Genomic DNA, 20,618 nt, shown 5'->3' on the forward strand with positions numbered 1-20,618 from the left:
CAGCAGGAGTCGAAGATGACGCAGCGCTCGCGCAGATGGTTCGCAACGGTACTGACGGGAGCGTTGGCGGTCTCCGCCGTGACCGTGCTGCCCGTGGTCCCGGCAGCGGCCGAGGAACGTACCTTCGCCCTCGTCGGCAGCCTCCAGGACGAGCTCGGCTGCGCCGCCGACTGGTCGCCCGACTGCGCCGAGACCGAGCTCGCCGCGACCGACACCGCAGGTGTATACGCGGCCGAGTTCACGATCCCCGCCGGTACCTACGAGTACAAGGTCGCGGTGAACGACTCGTGGGACGAGTCCTACGGCCTGGACGGCGGCGGCGACAACATCCCGCTGACGGTCGCCGGCGACGCCGACGTGCGCGTGCTGTTCGACGACACCACCCACCGCGTGGGCCTCGAGCTGCTCGACGTGCGCGGCGCGTACGACGAGGCATCCGACGCCGCACTCGTCGCCGACCCGGTGCGCCAGGCCGGCAGCGACGAGGTCTTCTACTTCGTGATGACCGACCGGTTCGCGAACGGCGATGCCTCGAACGATCTCGGCGGACTCACGGGCGACGCGCTGGCGACCGGCTTCGACCCGACCCACAAGGGCTTCTACCAGGGCGGCGACCTCGCGGGCCTGCACTCGCAGCTCGACTACATCGAGGGCCTCGGCACGACCGCGATCTGGCTGACGCCCAGCTTCAAGAACAACCCGGTGCAGGGCGAGGGCGCGAACGCGAGCGCCGGCTACCACGGCTACTGGGTCACCGACTTCACCCAGATCGACCCGCACCTCGGCACGAACGCCGAGCTCGAGGCGCTCATCGACGACGCCCACGCGCGCGGCATCAAGGTGTACTTCGACATCATCACCAACCACACCGCCGACGTCATCGACTACGCCGAGGGCGAGTACGCGTACATCGACCAGGCCACCGAACCGTACTTCGACGCCGACGGGAACGAGATCAACCTCGCCCACTACGCGGGAGCCGACGCGCCCGCGTTCCCCGAGCTCGACGCCGAGACAAGCTTCCCGTACACGCCGGTGCTCGAGCCCGGCGAGGAGACGCTCAAGGTGCCGGCATGGCTCAACGACCCGACGTTGTACCACAACCGCGGCGACTCGACGTGGGAGGGCGAGTCGGTCACGTACGGCGACTTCGTGGGCCTCGACGACCTGATGACCGAGCACCCGACCGTCGTCGACGGCTTCGTCGACGTCTACCAGGACTGGATCGACCTCGGGATCGACGGCTTCCGCATCGACACCGCCAAGCACGTCAACTTCGAGTTCTGGGAGCAGTGGGCGACCGAGGTGCTCGACTACGCGCACGACGTCGCCGAGAAGCCCGAGTTCTTCATGTTCGGCGAGGTCTACGACGCCGACCCGGTGAAGCTCTCGCCGTACGTGCGCGACACCGACATGAACTCGGTGCTCGACTTCACCTTCCAGTCGCAGACCGTGAGCTTCGCGGCCGGCAACTCGGCGAAGAACCTGCAGGCCCTGTTCGCGGGCGACGACTACTACACGACGCCCGATTCGTCGGCGACGGCGCTGCCGACCTTCCTCGGCAACCACGACATGGGTCGCGTCGGCTACTTCCTGCAGACCACGGATGCCCCGCTCCAGCGCGACGAGCTCGCGCACGAGCTGCTCTTCCTCACCCGCGGCCAGCCCGTCGTCTACTACGGCGACGAGCAGGGCTTCGCCGGCATCGGCGGCGACCAGAGCGCACGGCAGACGCTGTTCCCGTCGCAGGTGGGCGAGTACACGGGCCAGACCCTCGTGACCGGCGAGACGTTCGGAACCGGCGAGCACACCTCGACGGATGCCCCGCTCTACGGGCATATCGCCGACCTCGCGGCCCTCCGCGCTGCGCATCCCGCGCTGTCGACCGGTGCGCAGATCGAGCGGTACGCCGACACCGGAGCGGGCGTGTACGCCTTCAGCCGGGTCGACCGCGGCGAGCAGGTCGAGTACCTCGTCGCCGCGAACAACGCGAACGCGGCGAAGACGGTCGACCTCACGACCCTCACCGCCGACGGCTCGTACGAGCTGCTGTACGGCGACACCGCCGGCGGCGCGACCACGACGCTCACGGCGGGCGCCGGCGGCGAGGCATCCGTCACCGTGCCCGCGCTCGGGACCGTCGTCTACCGCGCGACGAGCCAGGTCACGGCGCCCGACGCGGCACCGGCGATCACCGTCTCGGTGCCGACGCCGGGTGCGGGCGTCACCGGCGTCACCCCGGTCGCCGCCGACGTCGACGACGCCACCTGGCAGGAGACGAGCTTCGCGTGGCGCGTCGCGGGCGCCGGTGACGACGCCTGGCACGCCCTCGGCACCGCCGAGGACACCTCGCCGCGCGTCTTCCACGACACCGCAGGCCTCGCGAAGGGCACGCTGCTCGAGTACCGGGCCGTTTCGACGGATGCCGCGGGCCACCGCGCCGCGGCCTCGACGTACGCGTCGGTCGGCAACTCGGTGAGCCTCGTCGTGGAGGAGGAGCCCGAGCAGCCGATCGAGCTCGTGACCGTGCCCGGCAGCCACAACTCCGAGATGGGCTGCGCGGGCGACTGGGCGCCGGGCTGCGAGCAGGCGAAGCTCACGCTGCGCGCCGACGGCGTGTACGAGGGCACGTTCGACCTGCCGGCCGGTGACTACGAGTACAAGGTCGCGATCAACGGCAGCTGGACCCTGAACTACGGTGCGAACGGCGTGCAGGACGGCCCGAACCTGACCTACACGCACCCCGGCGGCCCGATCACGTTCTTCTGGGACCCGCGCTCGCACGTCATGACGTCGACCGCCGAGGGCCCGATCGTCACGGTGCCCGGATCGTTCCAGTCCGAGATCGGATGCCCCGGCGACTGGTCGCCCGACTGCCTCGCGTCGATGATGTTCGACGGTGACGGCGACGGGGTGTACACCTTCTCGACGGCCGGGATCCCCGAGGGCGCGTTCGAGGGCAAGGTCGCGCACGGCCGCTCGTGGGACGAGAACTACGGCGTCGGCGGCGTGCCCGGCGGGCCGAACTACACGTTCACCACGGGCGGCGGCGAGGTCGTGGAGTTCCGCTACACGCTCGCGACGCACGTGCTCGAGATCGTCGTGAGCAACCCGCCGCTGGCCGGCGTCGGCGAGCAGCGCGCGCACTGGATCGACGCCGAGACCCTCGCCTGGCCGCCGTCGCTGCTCGGCGACCTCGACGCGGCGGATGCCTCGTGGACGATCGAGCACGCGGCCGACGCCGGACTCGGCGTCGCGGACGGCGACGGCGGGGCCACCGAGGTCGTCGGCGGGGGCGAGCCGATCGAGCTCGAGCTCGACCCGGCGGGCCTCAGCGACGAGCAGGCCGCGCGGTTCCCCGCGCTCGCCGGGTTCCTCGCGCTCAAGCCGGTCGACCTCGACCGTGAGGCCGCGCAGGCGCTGCTGACCGAGGAGCTGGGTGTCGCGCAGCGGGCCTCGACGGGCTCGACCGCCGAGGGTGACGAGTTGACCGCCTTCACGGGCGTGCAGATCCCCGGCGTGCTCGACGACCTCTACGCCGACGCCGTGGCCGACGCCGAGCTCGGCGTCGCCTGGTCCGGCAGCGGTTCCGGTGGCGCTTCCGGTGGCGCCGAGGCGACCGCGACCGTGTGGGCGCCGACGGCGCAGCACGTGGCCCTCGAGCGTTGGGGCTCGGGGTCGACCGGCGAGCCCGAACTCGTCGACGCCGCGTTCGACGCCGAGGACGGCACCTGGGCCGTGCCCGCGGCATCCGTCTCGGCGGGCGACGAGTACCGCTGGGTCGTGACGGTGTACGCGCCGACGACCGACGCGGTCGAGGTGAACCGCGTGACCGACCCGTACTCGGTCGCGCTCACCGTGAACTCGGCGCGCACCGTCGTCGTCGACCTCGACGACGAGTCGCTGGCGCCCGCGCGGTGGGCGGACACCCCGGCACCGACGGTCGAGCGCTCGGTCGACCGTGCGATCTACGAGCTGCACGTGCGCGACTTCTCGATCAGCGACGAGACCGTGCCCGAGGCCGAGCGCGGCACCTACCGGGCGTTCACCCGGGACTCGGCCGGAACGGCGCAGCTCGCCGAGCTGGCGGATGCCGGCATCACGACCGTGCACCTGCTGCCGACCTTCGACCTCGCGACCATCGAGGAGCGACGCGACCAGCAGGCCGTCCCGCAGTGCGACCTCGCATCGTACGGCCCGGCGTCGAGCGAGCAGCAGGCGTGCATCTCGGCCATCCGCGACGCCGACGGCTTCAACTGGGGCTACGACCCGTTCCACTACCAGGCGCCCGAGGGCTCCTACGCGGTGGACCCGGAGGGCGGCGCGCGCGTGAGCGAGTTCCGCGAGATGGTCGGCGCCCTGCACGGCATGGGCCTCGAGGTCGTGCTCGACGAGGTGTACAACCACACCGCCGAGGCCGGACAGGGCGGCAAGAGCGTGCTCGACCGCGTCGTACCGGGCTACTACCAGCGGCTCAACCTCGCCGGCGGCGTCGAGACCTCGACCTGCTGCCAGAACGTCGCCACCGAGCACGCCGTCGCCGAACAGCTCATGGTCGACTCCGTCGTGCTGTGGGCCCGCGAGTACAAGGTCGACGGGTTCCGGTTCGACCTGATGGGCCACCACTCGAAGCAGAACATGCTGGCGATCCGCGCCGCCCTCGACGAGCTCACGCTCGAGGACGACGGTGTCGACGGCTCGAAGGTGTTCCTCTACGGCGAGGGCTGGAACTTCGGCGAAGTCGCGAACAACGCGCTGTTCGAGCAGGCCACGCAGGGCCAGCTCGGCGGCACCGGCATCGCGACGTTCAGCGACCGCTTGCGCGACGCCGTCCACGGTGGCAGCCCGGTGGCATCCGACACGAAGTTCGACCAGGGCTTCGGCACCGGCCTCGGCACCGACCCGAACGCGTACACCGACGGCACCCCCGAGGAGCAGCTCGCCGACCTCGCGCACCAGACCGACCTGGTGAAGCTCGGACTCGCGGGCAACCTCCGCGCGTACGAGCTGACGGATGCCACGGGCGCCGTCGTCCGCGGCGACGCGCTCGACTACCGCGGGTCGCCGGCCGGCTACGCCGACCAGCCCGACGAGATCATCACGTACGTCGACGCGCATGACAACGAGACGCTGTACGACCACGGCGTGTTCAAGCTGCCGACCGACACGTCGATGGCCGACCGCGTCCGCATGAACACGCTGTCGCTCGCGACCACCGCGTTCGCGCAGACGCCGTCGTTCTGGCACGCCGGCACCGAGCTGCTGCGCTCCAAGTCGCTCGACCGCAACAGCTACAACTCGGGCGACTGGTTCAACCGGATCGACTGGACCGGGCAGGAGTCGACGTTCGGCTCCGGCCTGCCGATGGAGGCCGACAACGCCGACTTCTGGGACGAGATGGCGCCGTTGCTCGCCGACCCGGCCCTGAAGCCGCAGGCGGCCGACATCGCCCAGGCGGAGGCATCCGCGCTCGACCTGCTGCGCGTGCGCTCGTCGGTCGACCTGCTGCAGCTCGGCTCCGCGGAGCTGATCGAGCAGAAGGTCACGTTCCCCGGCAGCGGACCGGATGCCGCGCCCGGCCTCATCACGATGCTCATCGACGACACGGTCGGCGACGACGTCGACGCCGAGCTCGACGGTGCGCTGGTCGTGTTCAACGCGTCACCCGAGGCGATCACCCAGCAGGTCGACGGCCTCGCCGGGCGCGACTTCGCGCTCAACGAGGTGCAGGCCTCGGGGGCCGACGAGGTCGTCAAGGGCACCGCGTGGGATGCCGCGACGGGCACGCTGACCATCCCGGCGCGCAGCGCCGCGGTGCTCGTCGACGAGGAACCGCCGCCCGCCGTGGCGACCTACATGATCGCGGTGCCGTCGAAGCTGCTGGCGAAGGCGGGCAGCTCGATCCGGGAGGTGGGCCAGGTCTTCGCGACCGACGGCTCGCGCCCGATCGGCACGGTGACCGTGACCGTCGACGGAGCGGTCGTCGCGACCGAGCGCATCGAGCGGGCCGACCGTGGCCGGTTCGACGTGAAGCTGCCCAAGCTCGGGCGCGGGCTGCACTGGGTGCAGGCGTCGTTCGACGGCGACCCCGGTTACGCCGACACCCGGTTCACCCCGGCGCCGATCCTGCTCTGGTAGGCGTCACGTCGCGACCGGGAGGGTCTCAGGGCCCTCCCGGTTGCGGCGGCTCGGCACCGGGAGCACGATCGCGGCATGGGGGAGCGGCTGCTCGAACGCGAGTCCGCGCTCGCCGAGGTGCGGCGCGCGACGGACGACGCACGCGACCGTCGCGGCTCCCTCGTCCTGCTGCACGGCGAAGCAGGCATCGGCAAGTCCGCGGTCGTCGCGGCGATCCGAGCCGAGCCGCCGCAGGGCTTCCGGGTGCTCGTCGGAGCCTGCGACGCCATGTCGACCCCGCGCACCCTCGGCCCGTTCCGCGACCTCGCGACCGGCGCCGCCGAGCTCGTGGCGGGTCCGCTCGCGGACGCGCTGCGCGAGGCCGATCGCGAGGCGGTGTTCGCCGCGCTGATCGAGGAGTTCCGCGACCATCCGACGGTGCTCGTCGTCGAGGACGCGCACTGGGCCGACGAGGCGACGCTGGACGTGGTCCGCTTCCTCGCGCGTCGGATCGACGTGCTGCCGGTCGTCTTCGTGGTCACGTACCGCGACGAACTCGAACGTGATCACCCGCTCTCGCAGGTGCTCGGCGACATCGGGCACGGTGCGAACGTCCATCGCGTCGCCCTGCCCAGGCTCACGCCGAGCGCCGTCGCCGCCCTCACCGCCGAGCGGGGGCTCGATGCCGCGCGGATCTACGACGTCACGGGCGGCAACCCGTACTTCGTCAGCGAGCTCGTCGCGTCCGCGGGAGGCCCGGCCGTCCCGCCGACGGTCGTCGAGGCGGTCACCGGGCGGCTGCGCCGCCTCGACGTCGAAACCCAGGCCCAGGTCGAGCTGCTCGCGACGATCCCCTTCGCCGTCGGTCCAGACCTGCTCGCGCGACTCGTCCCCGCCGGCGTCGGAGCCCTGCGGAGCGCGGAGGAGGCCGGCATCCTCGTCGTCACCCCCGGCGGTGTCGGCTTCCGGCACGAGCTGACCCGTCACGCCGTGCTCGACGCCCTCGCGGCGGCGCGGCGGATCCAGCTCGAGCGGCGGGTCCTCGCAGCCCTCGAGGCCGATGCGGCGTCGGGGATCGATGTCGACCCGGGCCGGCTCGTGCATCACGCCGTCGAGGCCGGAGACGTCGATGCGATCGTCCGGCACGCGCCGAACGCCGGTGCCGACGCGGCCGCCTCGGGCGCGCACCGCCAGGCGGTCGCGCACTACGCGGCGGCGCTCGAGCACCCCGATCGATTCGACCCGGCCCGACTCGCCACCCTGCTCGAGCGCTCCGCGGTCGAGCAGTACACGGTGGGCGGCGGGCCCGCCGCCGTCGCCCGGCAGGAGCAGGCCCTCGAGCTCCGCCGCGCGCTCGGCGACCCGATCGCGCTGGGCGCCGGGCTGCGGTGGCTCAGCCGGTTCGCGTGGTTCGCGGGCGACCGGGCCGGCGCCGAGCGCGCGGCGAGCGAGGCATCCGCGGTCCTCGAGCACGCCGGCGACACCGGGCTTTACGCGATGGCGCTGAGCAACGAGTCGCAACTCGCGATGCTCGCCCACGACGTCGACACGACGGTCGAGCTCGCGACCCGCGCGATCGAGCTCGCCGAAGCGGTCGACGACCCCGGCACGCTGTCGCACGCCCTCAACAACCTCGGCACGGCGCTGATGTTCCAGGGGCGCGGCGGCGAGGCCGAGCTGCTGCGGGCGGCCGCGGTCGCCCTCGAGCGCGGCGACATGGAGAACGCGGCCCGCGCGCACATCAACATCGTGTGGAGCTACCTCGACGACTTCCGGCTCGACGAAGCCGAGCGGGAGCTCAGCCGGGCGATGGACCTCACCGAACGGGCGGAGTTCCTCGGCCTGCTCACCTACCAGCGGATGGAGGAGGGCCGACTGCTGCTGGCCAGAGCGCGGTGGGAGGACGCGCTCGCGGCGGTCGACCGGCCGCTGGAATCGCTGCCGCACGCGAGGTGCGTTGCGCTGACGGTCGCGGGCACGGTGGGGATTCGGCGCGGGGATCCCGGTGCCGAGGCGGTCCTCGAGGAGGCGGCCGCCCTCGCCGACGAGCTCGCGGAGCTCCAGCGCACCGGGCCGGTGGCCGCGGCACGCGCGGAGTCGGCGCTGCTGCGCGGCGATGTCGATGCGGCCCGCGCGGTCGCGACACCCGCGTACGAGGAATCCCGCCGACTCGGAGCCCGCAACCTGAGCGCCGAGCTCGCCGCGCTGCTCCGCCGCGCGGGCTCCGCGCCGCCGGCCGAGCCCGGCGCTCGGCATCCGTTCGCGACCGAGGCTTGGGGCGATGCGGGCGAGGCGGCGCGGCGCTGGCGCTCGCTGGGCTGCCCCTACCACGAGGCGTCGGCGCTCGCGCAGGGCGGCGACGACGACCTGCTCGCCGGACTCGCCATCGCCGACCGGCTCGGTGCCGCCCCGCTCGCCCGGATGATCCGTGCCGAGCTGGGACGCCGCGGAGTGCGGGGCGTGCCGCGCGGCCCGCAGGAGGCGACCCGGCGCAATCCCGAGGGGCTGACCGATCGGCAGGTCGACGTGCTTCGGCTCGTCGAGACCGGCCTCACGAACGCGCAGATCGCCGAACGACTGGTGCTCTCGGTCCGCACGGTCGACAGCCACCTGCAGGCCCTGTTCGCGAAGCTCGGGGTCACGACGCGCCGCGAGGCCGCTCGGCGAGCCGTCGAGCTCGGCGTCGCGACAGGTGCGCCCGGCGCCGTCGAGGATGCCGATCACCGCACCGGTGCGCGCGATCTCGGTACCCCGCCGCCCCGAGTTCGGTAGTCGTCGCGGATCCGACGCGGGCGTGCTCCGCGTAGACCTGACGCATCGCCCGCGACCACGGGCGGAGCAACCGAAGGAGTGGTCGACATGCATGCCGCAGTCTCGATCCCAGTCGCACCCGCAGGACCGTCCAGGACCCGGCCCGCTCCGGGCCTCGGGCAGCTCGTCCGACGTACGGGCGTCGCGCTGCTGGCCTGGAGTCGCCGTATCGAACGGCGTCGCCCCTCGCAGGAGCAACTCGCCTGGCGGCACGAACGTCGCGTCGAGGCGGAGCGGCTCCGCGACGAGCATCGGCTGCAGGTGCTCACCCGCGCGTTCTGAGCGGGCGGTCGGCCCGCCCGGGCGAGCCTGCGGGATCGGCTGAGTCCCCGGACGCTACAGCACGCTTCCGCGCCGTGCGAGCAGCGCATGGCACCGTTCGAGCCGAGCCAGCCACCAGGCCGTGCGGTCGGCGTCGGCGGCGTACCGGTCGAGCAGGCCCGGGTCGGGCTCGACGCGCCGGACGGCGATCGCACCGGCCTCCGGCACGAGCGGTTCGCGCGTGACGTCCGCCGCGAGCAGCGACGCGGTGCCCAGCCCGCAGTCGTACTCCAGGTGAGGAACGGCGGCCGCGAGCGCGGCGCCCATCGCGAGCCCGACGCTCGTGTCCAGCGCGCTCGACACGTTCACGGGGAGGCCCGCGGCCTCGACGATCGACAGTGCCCGGCGGATGCCGCCGAGCGGTTGCGCCTTGATCACCAGCAGGTCGGCCGCTCCGGCCTCGGCGACCGCGAGCGGGTCGTCGACGCGTCGCACCGACTCGTCGGCCGCGATCGGGATGCCCATGTACTTCGTGCGAAGCCTGATCTCGGCGAGGTCGTCGATGCCGGGACACGGCTGTTCGACGTACTCCAGGTCGAACTCCGCGAGCGCGTGGATCGCGTGCTCGGCCTCGTCGACGTTCCAGCCGCCGTTCGCGTCGAGGCGGACCCGCCCCTCGGGTCCGAGCGCCTGGCGCGCGGCGCGCACGCGCGCGACATCCTGCGCGAGCGTCTGGTCGGATGCGGCGACCTTGACCTTCGCCGTACGGCAGCCCGGGAAGCGCTCGAGCACGGCGGCGACCTCGTCGGGGTCGACCGACGGCACGGTCGCGTTCACCGGGATGCGGTCGCGCAGCGGCGGCGGCGCCTGGCGCCAGCCGTAATCGACGGATGCCTCGAGCCACGCGCTCGACTCCTCGTCGCCGTACTCCGCGAACGGCGAGAACTCCGTCCACCCCTCGGGTCCCTCGAATAGCACGGCCTCGCGCACGTCGATGCCGCGGAAACGGGTCACGAGGGGGAGGGCGACCACGCGCGCGGTCGCGAGCAGGTCGGCGAGCGGCGGGAGGGGCGGCGGAACGGGCTGCGCGTCGTCGTGCATCCCCTCATCGTGGCATCCGTCGCCTGATCGATCGAGCGGGCGCGGAAACTAGGCTGGATTCCATGAGTGCCGAGGTCACCGAACTGTTCGATGCGAATGAGTGGACGGATGCCGCACCCGCCGTCGCCGGGCCCGACGGGTTCTCCGACATCACGTACCACCACTCGACCGACGGGCGCATCGCGCGGGTGGCGTTCGATCGGCCCGAGGTGCGCAACGCGTTCCGCCCGCACACGGTCGACGAGCTGTACCGCGCGCTCGAGGACGCCCGCACGAACCCCCGCATCGGGGTCGTGCTGCTGACCGGCAACGGGCCGAGCGCCAAGGACGGCGGCTGGGCGTTCTGCTCGGGCGGCGACCAGCGCATCCGCGGCCGCGACGGCTACCAGTACTCCGCCGACGAGTCCGGGGTCGTTCGCGATCCGGCCGCTGCCGCGGCCACCGGTCGCCTGCACATCCTCGAGGTGCAGCGGCTGATCCGCTTCATGCCGAAGGTCGTCATCGCGGTCGTGCCCGGCTGGGCCGCCGGCGGGGGACATTCGCTGCACGTGGTCTGCGACCTGACGATCGCGAGCCGTGAGCACGGGCGGTTCAAGCAGACCGATGCCGACGTCGGTTCGTTCGACGCCGGCTACGGTTCGGCGTACTTCGCCCGGCAGATCGGCCAGAAGTTCGCGCGCGAGGTGTTCTTCCTCGCCGAGGAGTACTCGGCCGATCGCGCGTACGAGATGGGTGCCGTCAACCGGGTCGTGCCGCACGCCGACCTCGAGCGCGAGGCGATCGCGATGGCGCGCACGATCCTCACGAAGTCGCCGACGGCGATCCGCATGCTGAAGTTCGCGTTCAACGCGGTCGACGACGGGATGGTGGGCCAGCAGGTGTTCGCGGGCGAGGCGACGCGCCTCGCGTACGGCACCGACGAGGCGGTCGAGGGGCGCGATGCGTTCCTCGAGAAGCGCGACCCCGACTGGGGTCCCTATCCGTGGCACTTCTGATGCCGGTCACGGGTATCCGGCAGAGCCGGTTATGGGGGCGACGGTGAAACCGCTCGAGCGGGTTCCGGTCGCCGAACTCGACGCGTTCACCCGCCGGCTGCGCGAGGCCGTGCTCTTCGACGAGGCCGTCGCGGCGGTGCTGCCGACGCAGGCGGAGCCGTCGTCGGGTGGGTCCGAGCCGTCGTCCCACCGTTCCGCGCCGTCGACCGTCGCCGCCGCCGTCCCCGACGAGATCGCCCTCGTCGTCGAGACGAGCGGATCGACGGATGCCCCGAAGCGCGTCATGCTCTCGGGCGCCGCGCTCCGCGCGAGCGCGGGCGCGACCGAGCAGTGGTTCGGGGGACAGTACGGACAGTGGCTGCTCGCGCTCCCGGTGACGTACATCGCGGGCATCCAGGTGCTCGTGCGATCGATCCTCGCCGGAACCGAACCCGCCGTGCTGCCGCCGGGCGGATTCACGCCGGGCGCCTTCGTCGAGGCCGCGCGCGGGCTCGACCCCGACCACCCCTGGTTCACGTCGCTCGTGCCCGTGCAGCTCGCACGGCTCGTCGAGGCCGCCGAGCACGACCGCGCGGTCGGCACCGCGCTCGGCTCGTTCGACCGGATCCTCCTCGGCGGGCAGGCGGCACCGCCCGGACTCGTCGAACGCGCGCGCGAACTCGGCGCCACCGTGCACCGCACCTACGGGTCGAGCGAGACCGCGGGCGGCTGCGTCTACGACGGCCGCGCGCTGCCGGGCGTCGGGGTGCGGATCGGGGCCGACGGCACCGTGGAGCTCTCCGGCCGCATGCTCGCGACGGGCTACCTCGGCGACCCCGACCGAACTGCGTCGGCGTTCGGCGAAGACGCCGACGGCACCCGGTGGTACCGCACCGGCGACCTCGGCGAACTCACCGCAGACGGCACGCTCCGCATCGGCGGGCGCGCCGACGACGTCATCATCTCGGGTGGCGTCAAGGTCGCGCTCGGCGAGATCGAGCGCGCGGTGCGCCGAGCGGATGCCCCGGGCCTCGCAAGCGCCGTCGTGGTCGCGGTCGCCGACCCCGAGTGGGGCGAACGTGCCGCGGTGGTCGTCGAGGGGGCATCCGTCGCGCTGGACGTGCTCGCGGCGGCGACGGATGCCGCGGGGCTGCCGCCTGCGGCGCGACCCGTGCGCGTGCTCGCGGTCGACGCGATGCCGCTCCTCGCCTCGGGCAAGCCCGACCGGCGGGCGCTGGCGGCGCTCGTCGTCGACGGGCACTGACGCGGCGCGCGGCGAGGCGAACCCGACGACGGCGCCGCTTCCATAGCTCGTTCGTAGCCGCGCTCGTTAGGATGACCGGGTGGCACGCCCGAACGATCGGCGGAAGTCCGCCGCCCCCGACACCCCCCAGTCGAAGCCGAAGTCGAAGACGTACTCGGCGTCCGGAAACCCGGCCAAGGCCGCCGCGGCGCCGACCGTGGCGCGCGGCCCGGCGACCGCCCGCGACTGGATCGCCGGTGCGCGCCTGCGCACCCTGCCGCTCGCGATCTCGCCGGTCGCACTCGGCACCGGCGCGGGTGTCGTGCTCATCGCCGACGGCCCGTGGCATCCGATCCGCGCGGTGCTCGCGCTCGTCGTCGCGCTCGCGCTGCAGATCGGCGTGAACTACGCGAACGACTACTCCGACGGCATCCGCGGCACCGACGACCACCGCGTCGGCCCGGCACGCCTGACGGGTTCGGGCCTCGCGAAGCCCCGGCACGTGCTCGTCGTCGCGCTCGCGTTCTTCGGCGTCGCGGCGCTCGCGGGCCTCGCCCTCACGATCATCACGCAGCAGTGGTGGCTGCTCGCCGTGGGCGCCGTCGCGATCGTCGCGGCATGGTTCTACACCGGCGGCAAGCGGCCCTACGGGTACGCGGGCCTGGGCGAGCTCGTCGTGTTCGTCTTCTTCGGCCTCGTCGCCACGCTCGGTTCGACGTGGGTGCAGGCGGGCACCGTCAACATCGAGTCGATCCTCGGCGGCGTCGGCGTCGGGCTCATCGCGTGCGCGGTGCTCATGGCGAACAACCTGCGCGACATCCCGCAGGACCGGGTGGTCGGCAAGCGCACGCTCGCGGTCCGCGTCGGCCCGGTGGCCGGACGCGTGCTGTTCGCCCTGTTCCTGCTGGTGCCGTTCGGGATCGCCGCGTTCCTCGCCGTGCTCTACCCCGCGGCGATCCTCGTGCAGTTCGCGCTCCTGGCCGCGCTCCCGGCCTGCGCGATCGCGATCTGGGGCCGCACGCCGCGCGAGCTCATCACGGCGCTGCAGCTCGCGAGCGTCACCTCGCTGGCCTACGGCATCGGGCTCGGGCTCGTCTTCGCGCTGTAGGAGGCCCGCTCCCGTGGTGCGATACTCCGCCGTGCGCTACTCGGACGTGCGCTCGCGGGATTCGATCGCGTCGTCCTCCGCCTCGTCGTCGGCGGTCGGCTCGGTCGAGCGGTTGCGGGCCGCGTAGAGGTCGCGCGAGACCTGGTCGCGCTGGCCCCGGAGGAACACGGCGGATGCCGCGAGCCCGAACAGCGCGGCCACCACCGCCGACAGCCACCACGTCACCCCGGCGATCATGAGGACGGCGAACGGCACGGCGAACAGCAGCACGCGCAGCACGGAGTACCGGAGCCAGGCGGGGACGGATTTCACCCCTCAAGTCTAGGAAACGAATCCTGAGCGCCCGCCGATGTCGACCGCCGATGTCAACCGCCGATGTCAAGGGGCCGCCGATCCGGCCCGCTCCCAGCCCGTCGTGACCTCTGCATGCCTATACTCAGGGCATGCTCGTCAGGCTCGCCATCCCAGCGGCGGTCGTGATCATCGGACTCATGGTCTACGCCATCGTGGACTGCGCGCTCTTCGACCGGACCCGCATCCGCGGCCTGCGCCGGGGATGGTGGATCGTCGTGATCCTGATCCCCGTGCTCGGCGCCATCCTCTGGTTCACCATCGGTCGGGGACCCCGGCTCACGTCGCCCCGTGCCGGTCGACGGAGCGGCCCGGTCGCCCCCGACGACGACACCGAGTTCCTCCAGCGCCTCGGGCGCGATGCCGAACAGGACGAGCGCATCCGCCGGCTCGAACAGGAACTGGCCGATCTCGACGGCGAGGGCGGCAGCCCGGGCGACGACCACCCCGACCACGGCGCCGCGCACGACCAACGCCGACCCGACGCCCCCGACAACCCGGATGCCGGCACCAGCGGCCGACCGAATGGCTGACGGCTCCGGCCTCACCGACGACCGCCCGCCCGGTTCGACACGCTCGCCCGCGAGCGCCTTCGCGGTCGCCCTGTTCACCGAGTTCGTCGCGCTCGGGGTCACCGACGTGGTCGTGTCGCCCGGATCGCGCTCGCAGGCCCTGGCGCTCGCGGCCGCCGAGTTCGAACGCGCCGGCCTGGTGCGCCTGCACGTGCGCATCGACGAGCGCGGCGCGGGATTCCTCGCGCTCGGCCTGGGCGTCGAATCGGGGACCCCTGCGGTCGTCGTCACGACGTCGGGCACCGCGGTCGCGAACCTGCACCCCGCGATACTCGAAGCCCATCACGCCGGCGTGCCGCTCATCGCGCTGACCGCCGACCGCCCGGCGGAACTCCGCGGCATCCGCTCGAACCAGACGACCATGCAGCCCGGCATCTTCGCCGGGGCGGTCCGGCTCGAGAAGGATGCCCCGCCGCCCGAGTCCACCGACGTCGGCGACGATGCCGCACGGCTCGCGCGTCGCGCCGTCGACGCCTCGCTCGGGGTCGACGACCGCGGCGTGCCGATCGTGCACCCCGGTCCCGGCCCCGTGCACCTGAACGTGCAGCTCCGCGAGCCGCTGTCGTCGCCCGTCGCGCTCGATCGGGCCGCCGTCGCGGCGCGTCGCGCGCGCGTCGCCGAGCTGCGCCCGCCGGCGGCGGCGCTGGCGGGGGCGGCAGCCGAGGCATCCGACGATCGCGCCGGTTCCGGCAACGTCGTCGCGGCAGGTCCCCGCACCCTGGTCGTCGCCGGCGCCGGGGCGGGCCCCGGTGCCGAGGCGTTCGCGCGCGAGGGTGGCTGGCCGCTCGCGGCCGAGGTGACCAGCGGCGCGCACTTCGGCCCGAACCTCGTCGTCGCGTACCGCGAACTGCTCGCCGAGCCCGGATTCGGCGACCGCGTCGAGCGGGTCGTGGTGTTCGGGCATCCGACGCTGTCGCGAGAGGTGCCGGCGCTCGTGCAGCGCGCGGGCGTCGAGACGATCGTCGTCGCGCCGTCGGGCATCGAGTGGTTCAACCCGGGCCGTCGCGTGCGCCGGTTCGAACGCGCCGTGCACCCCGAACCGCACACGCCGACCGACGACGAGCGCGCGTGGACGGGGCGGTGGGTGCGGGCGAGCCGCATGCTGGTCGACGCGGCCGAGACGGATGCGGCGCCGGATGCGGGATCGGCCCCCGTGGCCGACGGCGGGTCCACCGGCATCCGCAGCGGGGTGGACGAGACCGGGCACGTCACCGACTACGCGGCGCAGCGCGCGTTCCTGAAGGCCCAGCTCGCAGCCGTCCGCGAACCCGTGACCCGACGCATGCTCGTGCAGGCGGTGTGGGGTGCGACCTGGCCGCACGATCGGCTCGTGCTCGGGGCATCCCGATTGATCCGCGATGCCGACCGGGCCGTGCCGGGACGCAGGATCACGGTGCACGCGAACCGCGGCCTCGCCGGCATCGACGGCACCGTCGCGACCGCGACCGGCATCGCGATCGCGAGCCAGCGCGCCCCCGAGGCGAAGCCCGGCGTCACCCGCGCGCTCATCGGCGACCTGACGCTGCTGCACGACGTCGGCTCGCTGCTGCTCGGCGCGGGGGAGGAGGCGCCGCGGCTGCAGGTCATCGTCGGCAACGACGGCGGCGGCGCGATCTTCGACGCGCTCGAGGTCGCGGCATCCGCACCCGCGGACGCGTTCGACCGTGTCCAGTTCACGCCGCAGCAGGTCGACCTCGCCGCGCTCGCAGCGGCGTACGGGTGGCGGCACACACGCGTGACGACGCGCGGCGAGCTCGAGGAGGCCCTCGGCACGGCGGTGAGCGGCGTCGGCATCGTCGAGGTCGTGCTCCAGCGCGCGTGACAACCGCCTCACGCGCGCGGCAGGATGAACCAGGCGCGCGTGTTCGAGGGCCGACGCGCCGTGCGAGGGAGGGCGCGCGATGACGCATCAGCTGTACTGGACCGAGGACCCGGCGCCGCTGCTCCGCGTCGAACCGGGGTTCCGGCTCGCCGAGGCCTCAGCGAACGCCCATCCGGGATTCGCCGGCGGCAAGGCCGAGGGCGTCGCCGCGCTCGCAGCGGGGGCGACGCGGCTCGCCGACCTCCAGGAGCGGTTGTTCGCCAACAGCCGGATGGGCGACCAGCGCCGGGTGCTCCTGGTGCTGCAGGCCATGGACACGGCCGGCAAGGGCGGCATCGTCAAGCACGTCGTGGGGTCGGTCGACCCGCAGGGCGTGCAGCTCGCCGCGTTCAAGAAGCCCACCGAGGAGGAGCTCGCGCACGACTTCCTCTGGCGCATCCATCGGCAGACGCCGGGCGCCGGCATGATCGGGGTCTTCGACCGGTCGCACTACGAGGACGTGCTGATCGCGCGGGTGCACGGCTTCGCGCCGCCCGAGGAGATCGAGCGGCGCTATGGCGCGATCAACGACTTCGAGGCCGAGCTCGCGGAGGCCGGCACGTCGATCGTCAAGGTCATGCTGCACCTCTCGCGCGACGAGCAGCGCGTCCGCCTGCTCGAACGGCTCGACCGCGCGGACAAGCACTGGAAGTTCAACCCGGGCGACATCGACGAGCGCGGGCACTGGGGTGCCTACACCGACGCCTACCAGGTCGCGTTCGACCGCACCTCGACGCCGATCGCCCCGTGGCACGTGGTGCCGGCCGACCGCAAGTGGTACGCGCGGCTCGCCGTGCAGCACCTGCTCGTCGCCGCGCTCGAGCGGTTGCACCTCGAGTGGCCCGCGGCCGACTTCGACGTCGCCGAGCAGCGGGAGCGCCTGCTCGCGAGCGAGTGACGGTGAGCGGCCTCAGCCGCCGAACGCCTCGATGATCGGCCGGAACTTCATGTCGGTCTCGGCGAGCTCGTCGGCGGGCACCGAGTCGTGGACTATGCCGCAACCGGCATATGCCGTCACGCGACCGTCGGCGCCCACCTGCGCGCAGCGGAGCGCGATCGCCCACTCGCCGTCGCCGTCGCCGTCGACCCAGCCCACCGGACCGGCGTAGCGCCCCCGGTCGAAGCCCTCCAACTCGGCGAGCGCCGCGAGCGCCACCCGTCGCGGCGTGCCCGCGACCGCCGCCGTCGGATGCACCGCGCGCACGAGGTCGAGCGACGTGGAGCCGTCGCCGAGCGTGCCCTTCAGGTCGGTCGCGAGGTGCCAGAGGTTCGGCAACTGCAGCGTGAACGGCTCGGGGCTCGCGTCGAGCCGTGCGGTGTGCGGTTCGAGGCGCTTCACCGCGCTCGCCACCGCGAGCGCATGTTCGTCGCGGTCCTTCTGCGAGTGCTGCAGCGCGACGGCGCGGTCGCGATCGGATGCCTCGCCGGCTCCGCGTGCGCTCGTGCCCGCGAGCACGCGCGCCGAGACCTGGCCGTGGTCGACCCGGACGAGCGTCTCGGGGCTCGCGCCGATCAGGCCGTCGACGGCGAACACCCAGGTGTCGGGGTAGTCGTCGGCGAGTCGCATGATGGTCGCGCGGAGCCCGTCGTCTTCGTGGAGCTCGCCGACCAGCTCGCGGGCGAGCACGACCTTGCGCAGCTCGCCGGCGTCGATGCGCCGGACGGCCTCGGCCACTGCGGACTCATATGCCGACGGCGGCACGCGCCCCGGAGTGAAGGCGACATGCGGGATCTTGCGCCGCGGCGCGGGCTCGGGAATGGCGACTTCGAATCCGTCGCCGACGACCTCGCCCGGCTCGCCCGAACCACCGGCTTCGCCGGACTCGCGGTCGCCCGTCTCGAGCGCGACGCGGGTGACCCAGGCCCGGCCGTCCCGTCGTCCGATCACGAGTTCGGGCACGATGAGCACGCTCGTCGCCGCCGACTCGTCGGCGAACGCGAACGCGCCGAAGGCGATCAGGCCCGTGCCGGGGAGTCCGACGCGGTCGTCCACATCGGCCGCGTCGGCGAGCGCCGACCATGCGGCCGCGGCATCCTCGATCCTCGACGGTCCGGAGGACTCGATCCGCAGCACCTCGCCGAGCCCGACCACTCCTTCGCCGCGACGCAACCACACGAGCGGGCTGCGGGGATCGGTGCGGGGGATCAGCGGCTCGGTCTCGTCGACCGCGTGGGTGCGCACGACGAGCCGCGGTTCGGCGGCGCCCGGTGCCGGGGCATCCGTGTGGATCACCGTGCAAGCCTACGTCCGCCCGCGGAGCGGAGGGCGCCACCTGCGGCGCGAACGTAGAATCGAGGGATGACCCGCGCAGACCTCGGCAAGGACCCGTCGCAGGTGTCGGCGATGTTCGATCGCGTCGCCGCCGGCTACGACCGCACGAACACGGTGCTGTCGGTCGGCAACGCGCCGCTCTGGCGCATCGCTACGACACGCGCGGTCGACCCGAAGCCCGGCGAGCGGATCCTCGACGTCGCCGCCGGCACCGGCACCTCCAGCGCCAGCCTCGCGCGCTCCGGGGCATCCGTCGTCGCCGCCGACTTCTCGCCCGGCATGATCGAGGTCGGTCGTCAGCGACAGGCGCACGTGCCGAACCTCGTGTTCGTCGAGGCCGACGCGACCGCGCTGCCGTTCGACGACGGGCAGTTCGACGCCGTCACCATCTCGTTCGGCCTGCGCAACGTGCACGAGCCCAAGCGCGCGCTGGCCGAGTTCCTGCGCGTCACGAAGCCCGGCGGGCGCCTCGTGATCTGCGAGTTCTCGCACCCGCAGTCGCCGGTCGCGCGGACGGGGTACGACCTGTACCAGCGGTACGTGATGCCGCCGCTCGTGCGACTCTCCAGCTCGAACGACACGGCCTACGAGTACCTCAACGAGTCGATCAACGCCTGGCCCGCGCAGCGCCAACTCGCGGCATGGATCCGCGAGGCGGGGTGGACGGCGGTCGCATGGCGCGACCTCACCCTCGGCGTCGTGGCGCTGCACCGGGCTCGAAAGGCCCCCTGACCGGGAATCCGGTCGTACGCCGGCGCTCGTCGTCGTGCGTCGTCCGCGCGAATCGGCACGGGTAGGCTGGTGGACGTGAATCCGAGCCTCCCGGTCGTTCGTCGCGGCTCCTCGCTCGCCGCCAACCTGGGGCTCAGCGAGCGCATTTTCGCATCCGCCTCCGACCGTGCCATGGTCGCGGCGATCGACGAGGGGCTGGAGCGGGTCGAGGCCGGCCTCGTGCGCGAGGTCGCCCACGCCGACCCGATCGCCGCGGCACCCTCGCGCTACCTGTTCGACGCGGGCGGCAAGCGCGTCCGCCCGATGCTCACCCTGCTCGCCGCGCAGTTGGGCGACGGCGTGACCGACGAGGTCGTCACGGCCGCCGAGGCGATCGAGATCACGCACCTCGCGAGCCTGTACCACGACGACGTGATGGACGAGTCCGAGCGTCGACGCGGGGTTCCCAGCGCGCAGACGGTGTGGGGCAACTCGGTCGCGATCCTCACGGGCGACCTGCTGTTCGCGCGGGCCAGCCAGCTGATGGCCCGCCTCGGGGAGCGGGCGATCCGCATGCAGGCCGACACCTTCGAGCGGCTCGTGCTCGGACAGTTGCACGAGACCGTCGGGCCGCGACCCGAGGACGACCCGATCGACCACTACATCCAGGTGCTCGCCGACAAGACGGGGTCGCTCATCGCCGCGGCGGCGCAGTCCGGCGTCATCTTCTCGAACGCCGACCCTGCGCTCGAGGCGCCGATCGTCGCGTTCGGCGAGCGCATCGGCGTGGCATTCCAGCTCATCGACGACGTCATCGACCTGTCGCCGAGCCCTGCGGAGACCGGCAAGGTTCCCGGCACCGACCTGCGCGCCGGGGTCGTCACGCTGCCGCTGCTCCGGCTGCGCGAGGCGGCGAAGACGGATGCCTCGGCCGCCGGGTTGCTCGCGCGCATCGAGCGCGACGTGATGCCGCAGGAGCCCGACACCGGGTTCGATCCGCTCGACACGAACACGCAGGCGGCCCGTGCCGTGCCGTCGAAGGCGAGCGTCGACGCGATCGTCGCCGAGCTCCGCGACCACGCGGTGACCCGTGCCACGCTCGACGAGGCGCACCGCTGGGCGCGCGACGCCGTCGCGGCCCTCGACCCGCTGCCCGAGGGCTCCGTCAAGAAGGCGCTGACCCGCTTCGCCGACACCGTCGTCGAGCGGTCCAGCTGACCCCGGGCACCGACCGAC

14 protein-coding genes are annotated in these 20,618 nt (G+C 73.0%); 11 read left to right on the forward strand and 3 right to left on the reverse strand.

Annotated features, from left to right (window positions below):
* The first annotated feature begins 15 nt into the window (after positions 1–15).
* The 3 genes from pulA to ELQ40_RS02035 all read left to right on the forward strand — a co-directional run bounded on the left by pulA (position 16) and on the right by ELQ40_RS02035 (position 9,210).
* On the forward strand, positions 16–6,138 hold the full coding sequence (gene pulA, locus ELQ40_RS02025; protein ID WP_127792172.1) for a pullulanase-type alpha-1,6-glucosidase: 6,123 nt from the start codon (positions 16–18) through the stop codon (positions 6,136–6,138).
* A gap of 75 nt (positions 6,139–6,213) precedes the next feature.
* Positions 6,214–8,889 (forward strand): AAA family ATPase, encoded by a 2,676-nt coding sequence (locus ELQ40_RS02030; protein WP_127792173.1) that lies wholly within the window; start codon positions 6,214–6,216, stop codon positions 8,887–8,889.
* Positions 8,890–8,976: 87 nt separating this feature from the next.
* The gene (locus ELQ40_RS02035; RefSeq protein ID WP_127792174.1) at positions 8,977–9,210 is read left to right on the forward strand and encodes a hypothetical protein; all 234 of its coding nucleotides are present in this window, start codon (positions 8,977–8,979) and stop codon (positions 9,208–9,210) included.
* Between the two features lie 54 nt (positions 9,211–9,264).
* Here the strand turns inward: ELQ40_RS02035 and ELQ40_RS02040 are convergent, their stop codons facing one another.
* Positions 9,265–10,290 carry an o-succinylbenzoate synthase gene (locus tag ELQ40_RS02040; protein WP_127792175.1) on the reverse strand — a complete coding sequence of 342 codons (1,026 nt, stop codon included), beginning with the start codon at positions 10,288–10,290 and terminating at the stop codon, positions 9,265–9,267.
* Positions 10,291–10,352: 62 nt separating this feature from the next.
* Here ELQ40_RS02040 and ELQ40_RS02045 point away from each other — a divergent pair, with 62 nt between their 5' ends.
* The 3 genes from ELQ40_RS02045 to ELQ40_RS02055 all read left to right on the forward strand — a co-directional run bounded on the left by ELQ40_RS02045 (position 10,353) and on the right by ELQ40_RS02055 (position 13,615).
* Complete coding sequence (locus tag ELQ40_RS02045; protein WP_127792176.1) at positions 10,353–11,285, forward strand: 1,4-dihydroxy-2-naphthoyl-CoA synthase; 933 nt, start codon at positions 10,353–10,355, stop codon at positions 11,283–11,285.
* A 43-nt stretch (positions 11,286–11,328) separates the two neighbouring features.
* Positions 11,329–12,528 carry an AMP-binding protein gene (locus ELQ40_RS02050; RefSeq protein ID WP_240665902.1) on the forward strand — a complete coding sequence of 400 codons (1,200 nt, stop codon included), beginning with the start codon at positions 11,329–11,331 and terminating at the stop codon, positions 12,526–12,528.
* Between the two features lie 79 nt (positions 12,529–12,607).
* Positions 12,608–13,615, forward strand: coding sequence for a 1,4-dihydroxy-2-naphthoate polyprenyltransferase (locus ELQ40_RS02055; RefSeq protein WP_127792178.1), 1,008 nt, complete (start codon positions 12,608–12,610; stop codon positions 13,613–13,615).
* Between the two features lie 36 nt (positions 13,616–13,651).
* Here ELQ40_RS02055 and ELQ40_RS02060 read toward each other — a convergent pair whose 3' ends face one another.
* Positions 13,652–13,927: a DUF4229 domain-containing protein gene (locus tag ELQ40_RS02060; protein WP_127792179.1), complete on the reverse strand. Its 276-nt coding sequence runs from the start codon at positions 13,925–13,927 to the stop codon at positions 13,652–13,654.
* A 131-nt stretch (positions 13,928–14,058) separates the two neighbouring features.
* On the opposite strand from ELQ40_RS02060, the gene ELQ40_RS02065 reads away from it, so the two are divergent.
* From ELQ40_RS02065 to ELQ40_RS02075, 3 genes are all read left to right on the forward strand, one after another.
* Positions 14,059–14,499, forward strand: coding sequence for a PLD nuclease N-terminal domain-containing protein (locus tag ELQ40_RS02065; protein WP_127792180.1), 441 nt, complete (start codon positions 14,059–14,061; stop codon positions 14,497–14,499).
* On the forward strand, positions 14,492–16,360 hold the full coding sequence (menD, locus tag ELQ40_RS02070) for a 2-succinyl-5-enolpyruvyl-6-hydroxy-3-cyclohexene-1-carboxylic-acid synthase (protein ID WP_240665903.1): 1,869 nt from the start codon (positions 14,492–14,494) through the stop codon (positions 16,358–16,360). Before ELQ40_RS02065 ends, menD begins: the two co-directional genes overlap by 8 nt.
* Before the next feature lie 79 nt (positions 16,361–16,439).
* Complete coding sequence (locus ELQ40_RS02075) at positions 16,440–17,297, forward strand: polyphosphate kinase 2 family protein (protein ID WP_127792182.1); 858 nt, start codon at positions 16,440–16,442, stop codon at positions 17,295–17,297.
* 12 nt (positions 17,298–17,309) lie between these two features.
* Here the strand turns inward: ELQ40_RS02075 and ELQ40_RS02080 are convergent, their stop codons facing one another.
* Positions 17,310–18,632, reverse strand: coding sequence for an isochorismate synthase MenF (locus ELQ40_RS02080; protein ID WP_240665904.1), 1,323 nt, complete (start codon positions 18,630–18,632; stop codon positions 17,310–17,312).
* 66 nt (positions 18,633–18,698) lie between these two features.
* On the opposite strand from ELQ40_RS02080, the gene ELQ40_RS02085 reads away from it, so the two are divergent.
* Together ELQ40_RS02085 and ELQ40_RS02090 are read left to right on the forward strand one after the other, a co-directional pair.
* Positions 18,699–19,403, forward strand: a complete 705-nt coding sequence (locus tag ELQ40_RS02085) for a class I SAM-dependent methyltransferase (protein WP_127792183.1) — start codon at positions 18,699–18,701, stop codon at positions 19,401–19,403.
* 75 nt (positions 19,404–19,478) lie between these two features.
* The gene (locus ELQ40_RS02090) at positions 19,479–20,600 is read left to right on the forward strand and encodes a polyprenyl synthetase family protein (RefSeq protein WP_127792184.1); all 1,122 of its coding nucleotides are present in this window, start codon (positions 19,479–19,481) and stop codon (positions 20,598–20,600) included.
* The last annotated feature ends 18 nt before the right edge of the window (positions 20,601–20,618 follow it).

Origin of the sequence: Agromyces sp. LHK192 (assembly GCF_004006235.1) — a bacterium.
Lineage (GTDB): Bacteria > Actinomycetota > Actinomycetes > Actinomycetales > Microbacteriaceae > Agromyces.

Coding starts and splice junctions, on each gene's coding strand:
- ELQ40_RS02065 (WP_127792180.1), top strand. CDS start 14,059: ATGCTCGTCAGGCTCGCCATCCCAGCGGCGGTCGTGATCATCGGACTC.
- ELQ40_RS02030 (WP_127792173.1), top strand. CDS start 6,214: ATGGGGGAGCGGCTGCTCGAACGCGAGTCCGCGCTCGCCGAGGTGCGG.
- pulA (WP_127792172.1), top strand. CDS start 16: ATGACGCAGCGCTCGCGCAGATGGTTCGCAACGGTACTGACGGGAGCG.
- ELQ40_RS02075 (WP_127792182.1), top strand. CDS start 16,440: ATGACGCATCAGCTGTACTGGACCGAGGACCCGGCGCCGCTGCTCCGC.
- menD (WP_240665903.1), top strand. CDS start 14,492: ATGGCTGACGGCTCCGGCCTCACCGACGACCGCCCGCCCGGTTCGACA.
- ELQ40_RS02035 (WP_127792174.1), top strand. CDS start 8,977: ATGCATGCCGCAGTCTCGATCCCAGTCGCACCCGCAGGACCGTCCAGG.
- ELQ40_RS02085 (WP_127792183.1), top strand. CDS start 18,699: ATGACCCGCGCAGACCTCGGCAAGGACCCGTCGCAGGTGTCGGCGATG.
- ELQ40_RS02045 (WP_127792176.1), top strand. CDS start 10,353: ATGAGTGCCGAGGTCACCGAACTGTTCGATGCGAATGAGTGGACGGAT.
- ELQ40_RS02040 (WP_127792175.1), bottom strand. CDS start 10,290: ATGCACGACGACGCGCAGCCCGTTCCGCCGCCCCTCCCGCCGCTCGCC.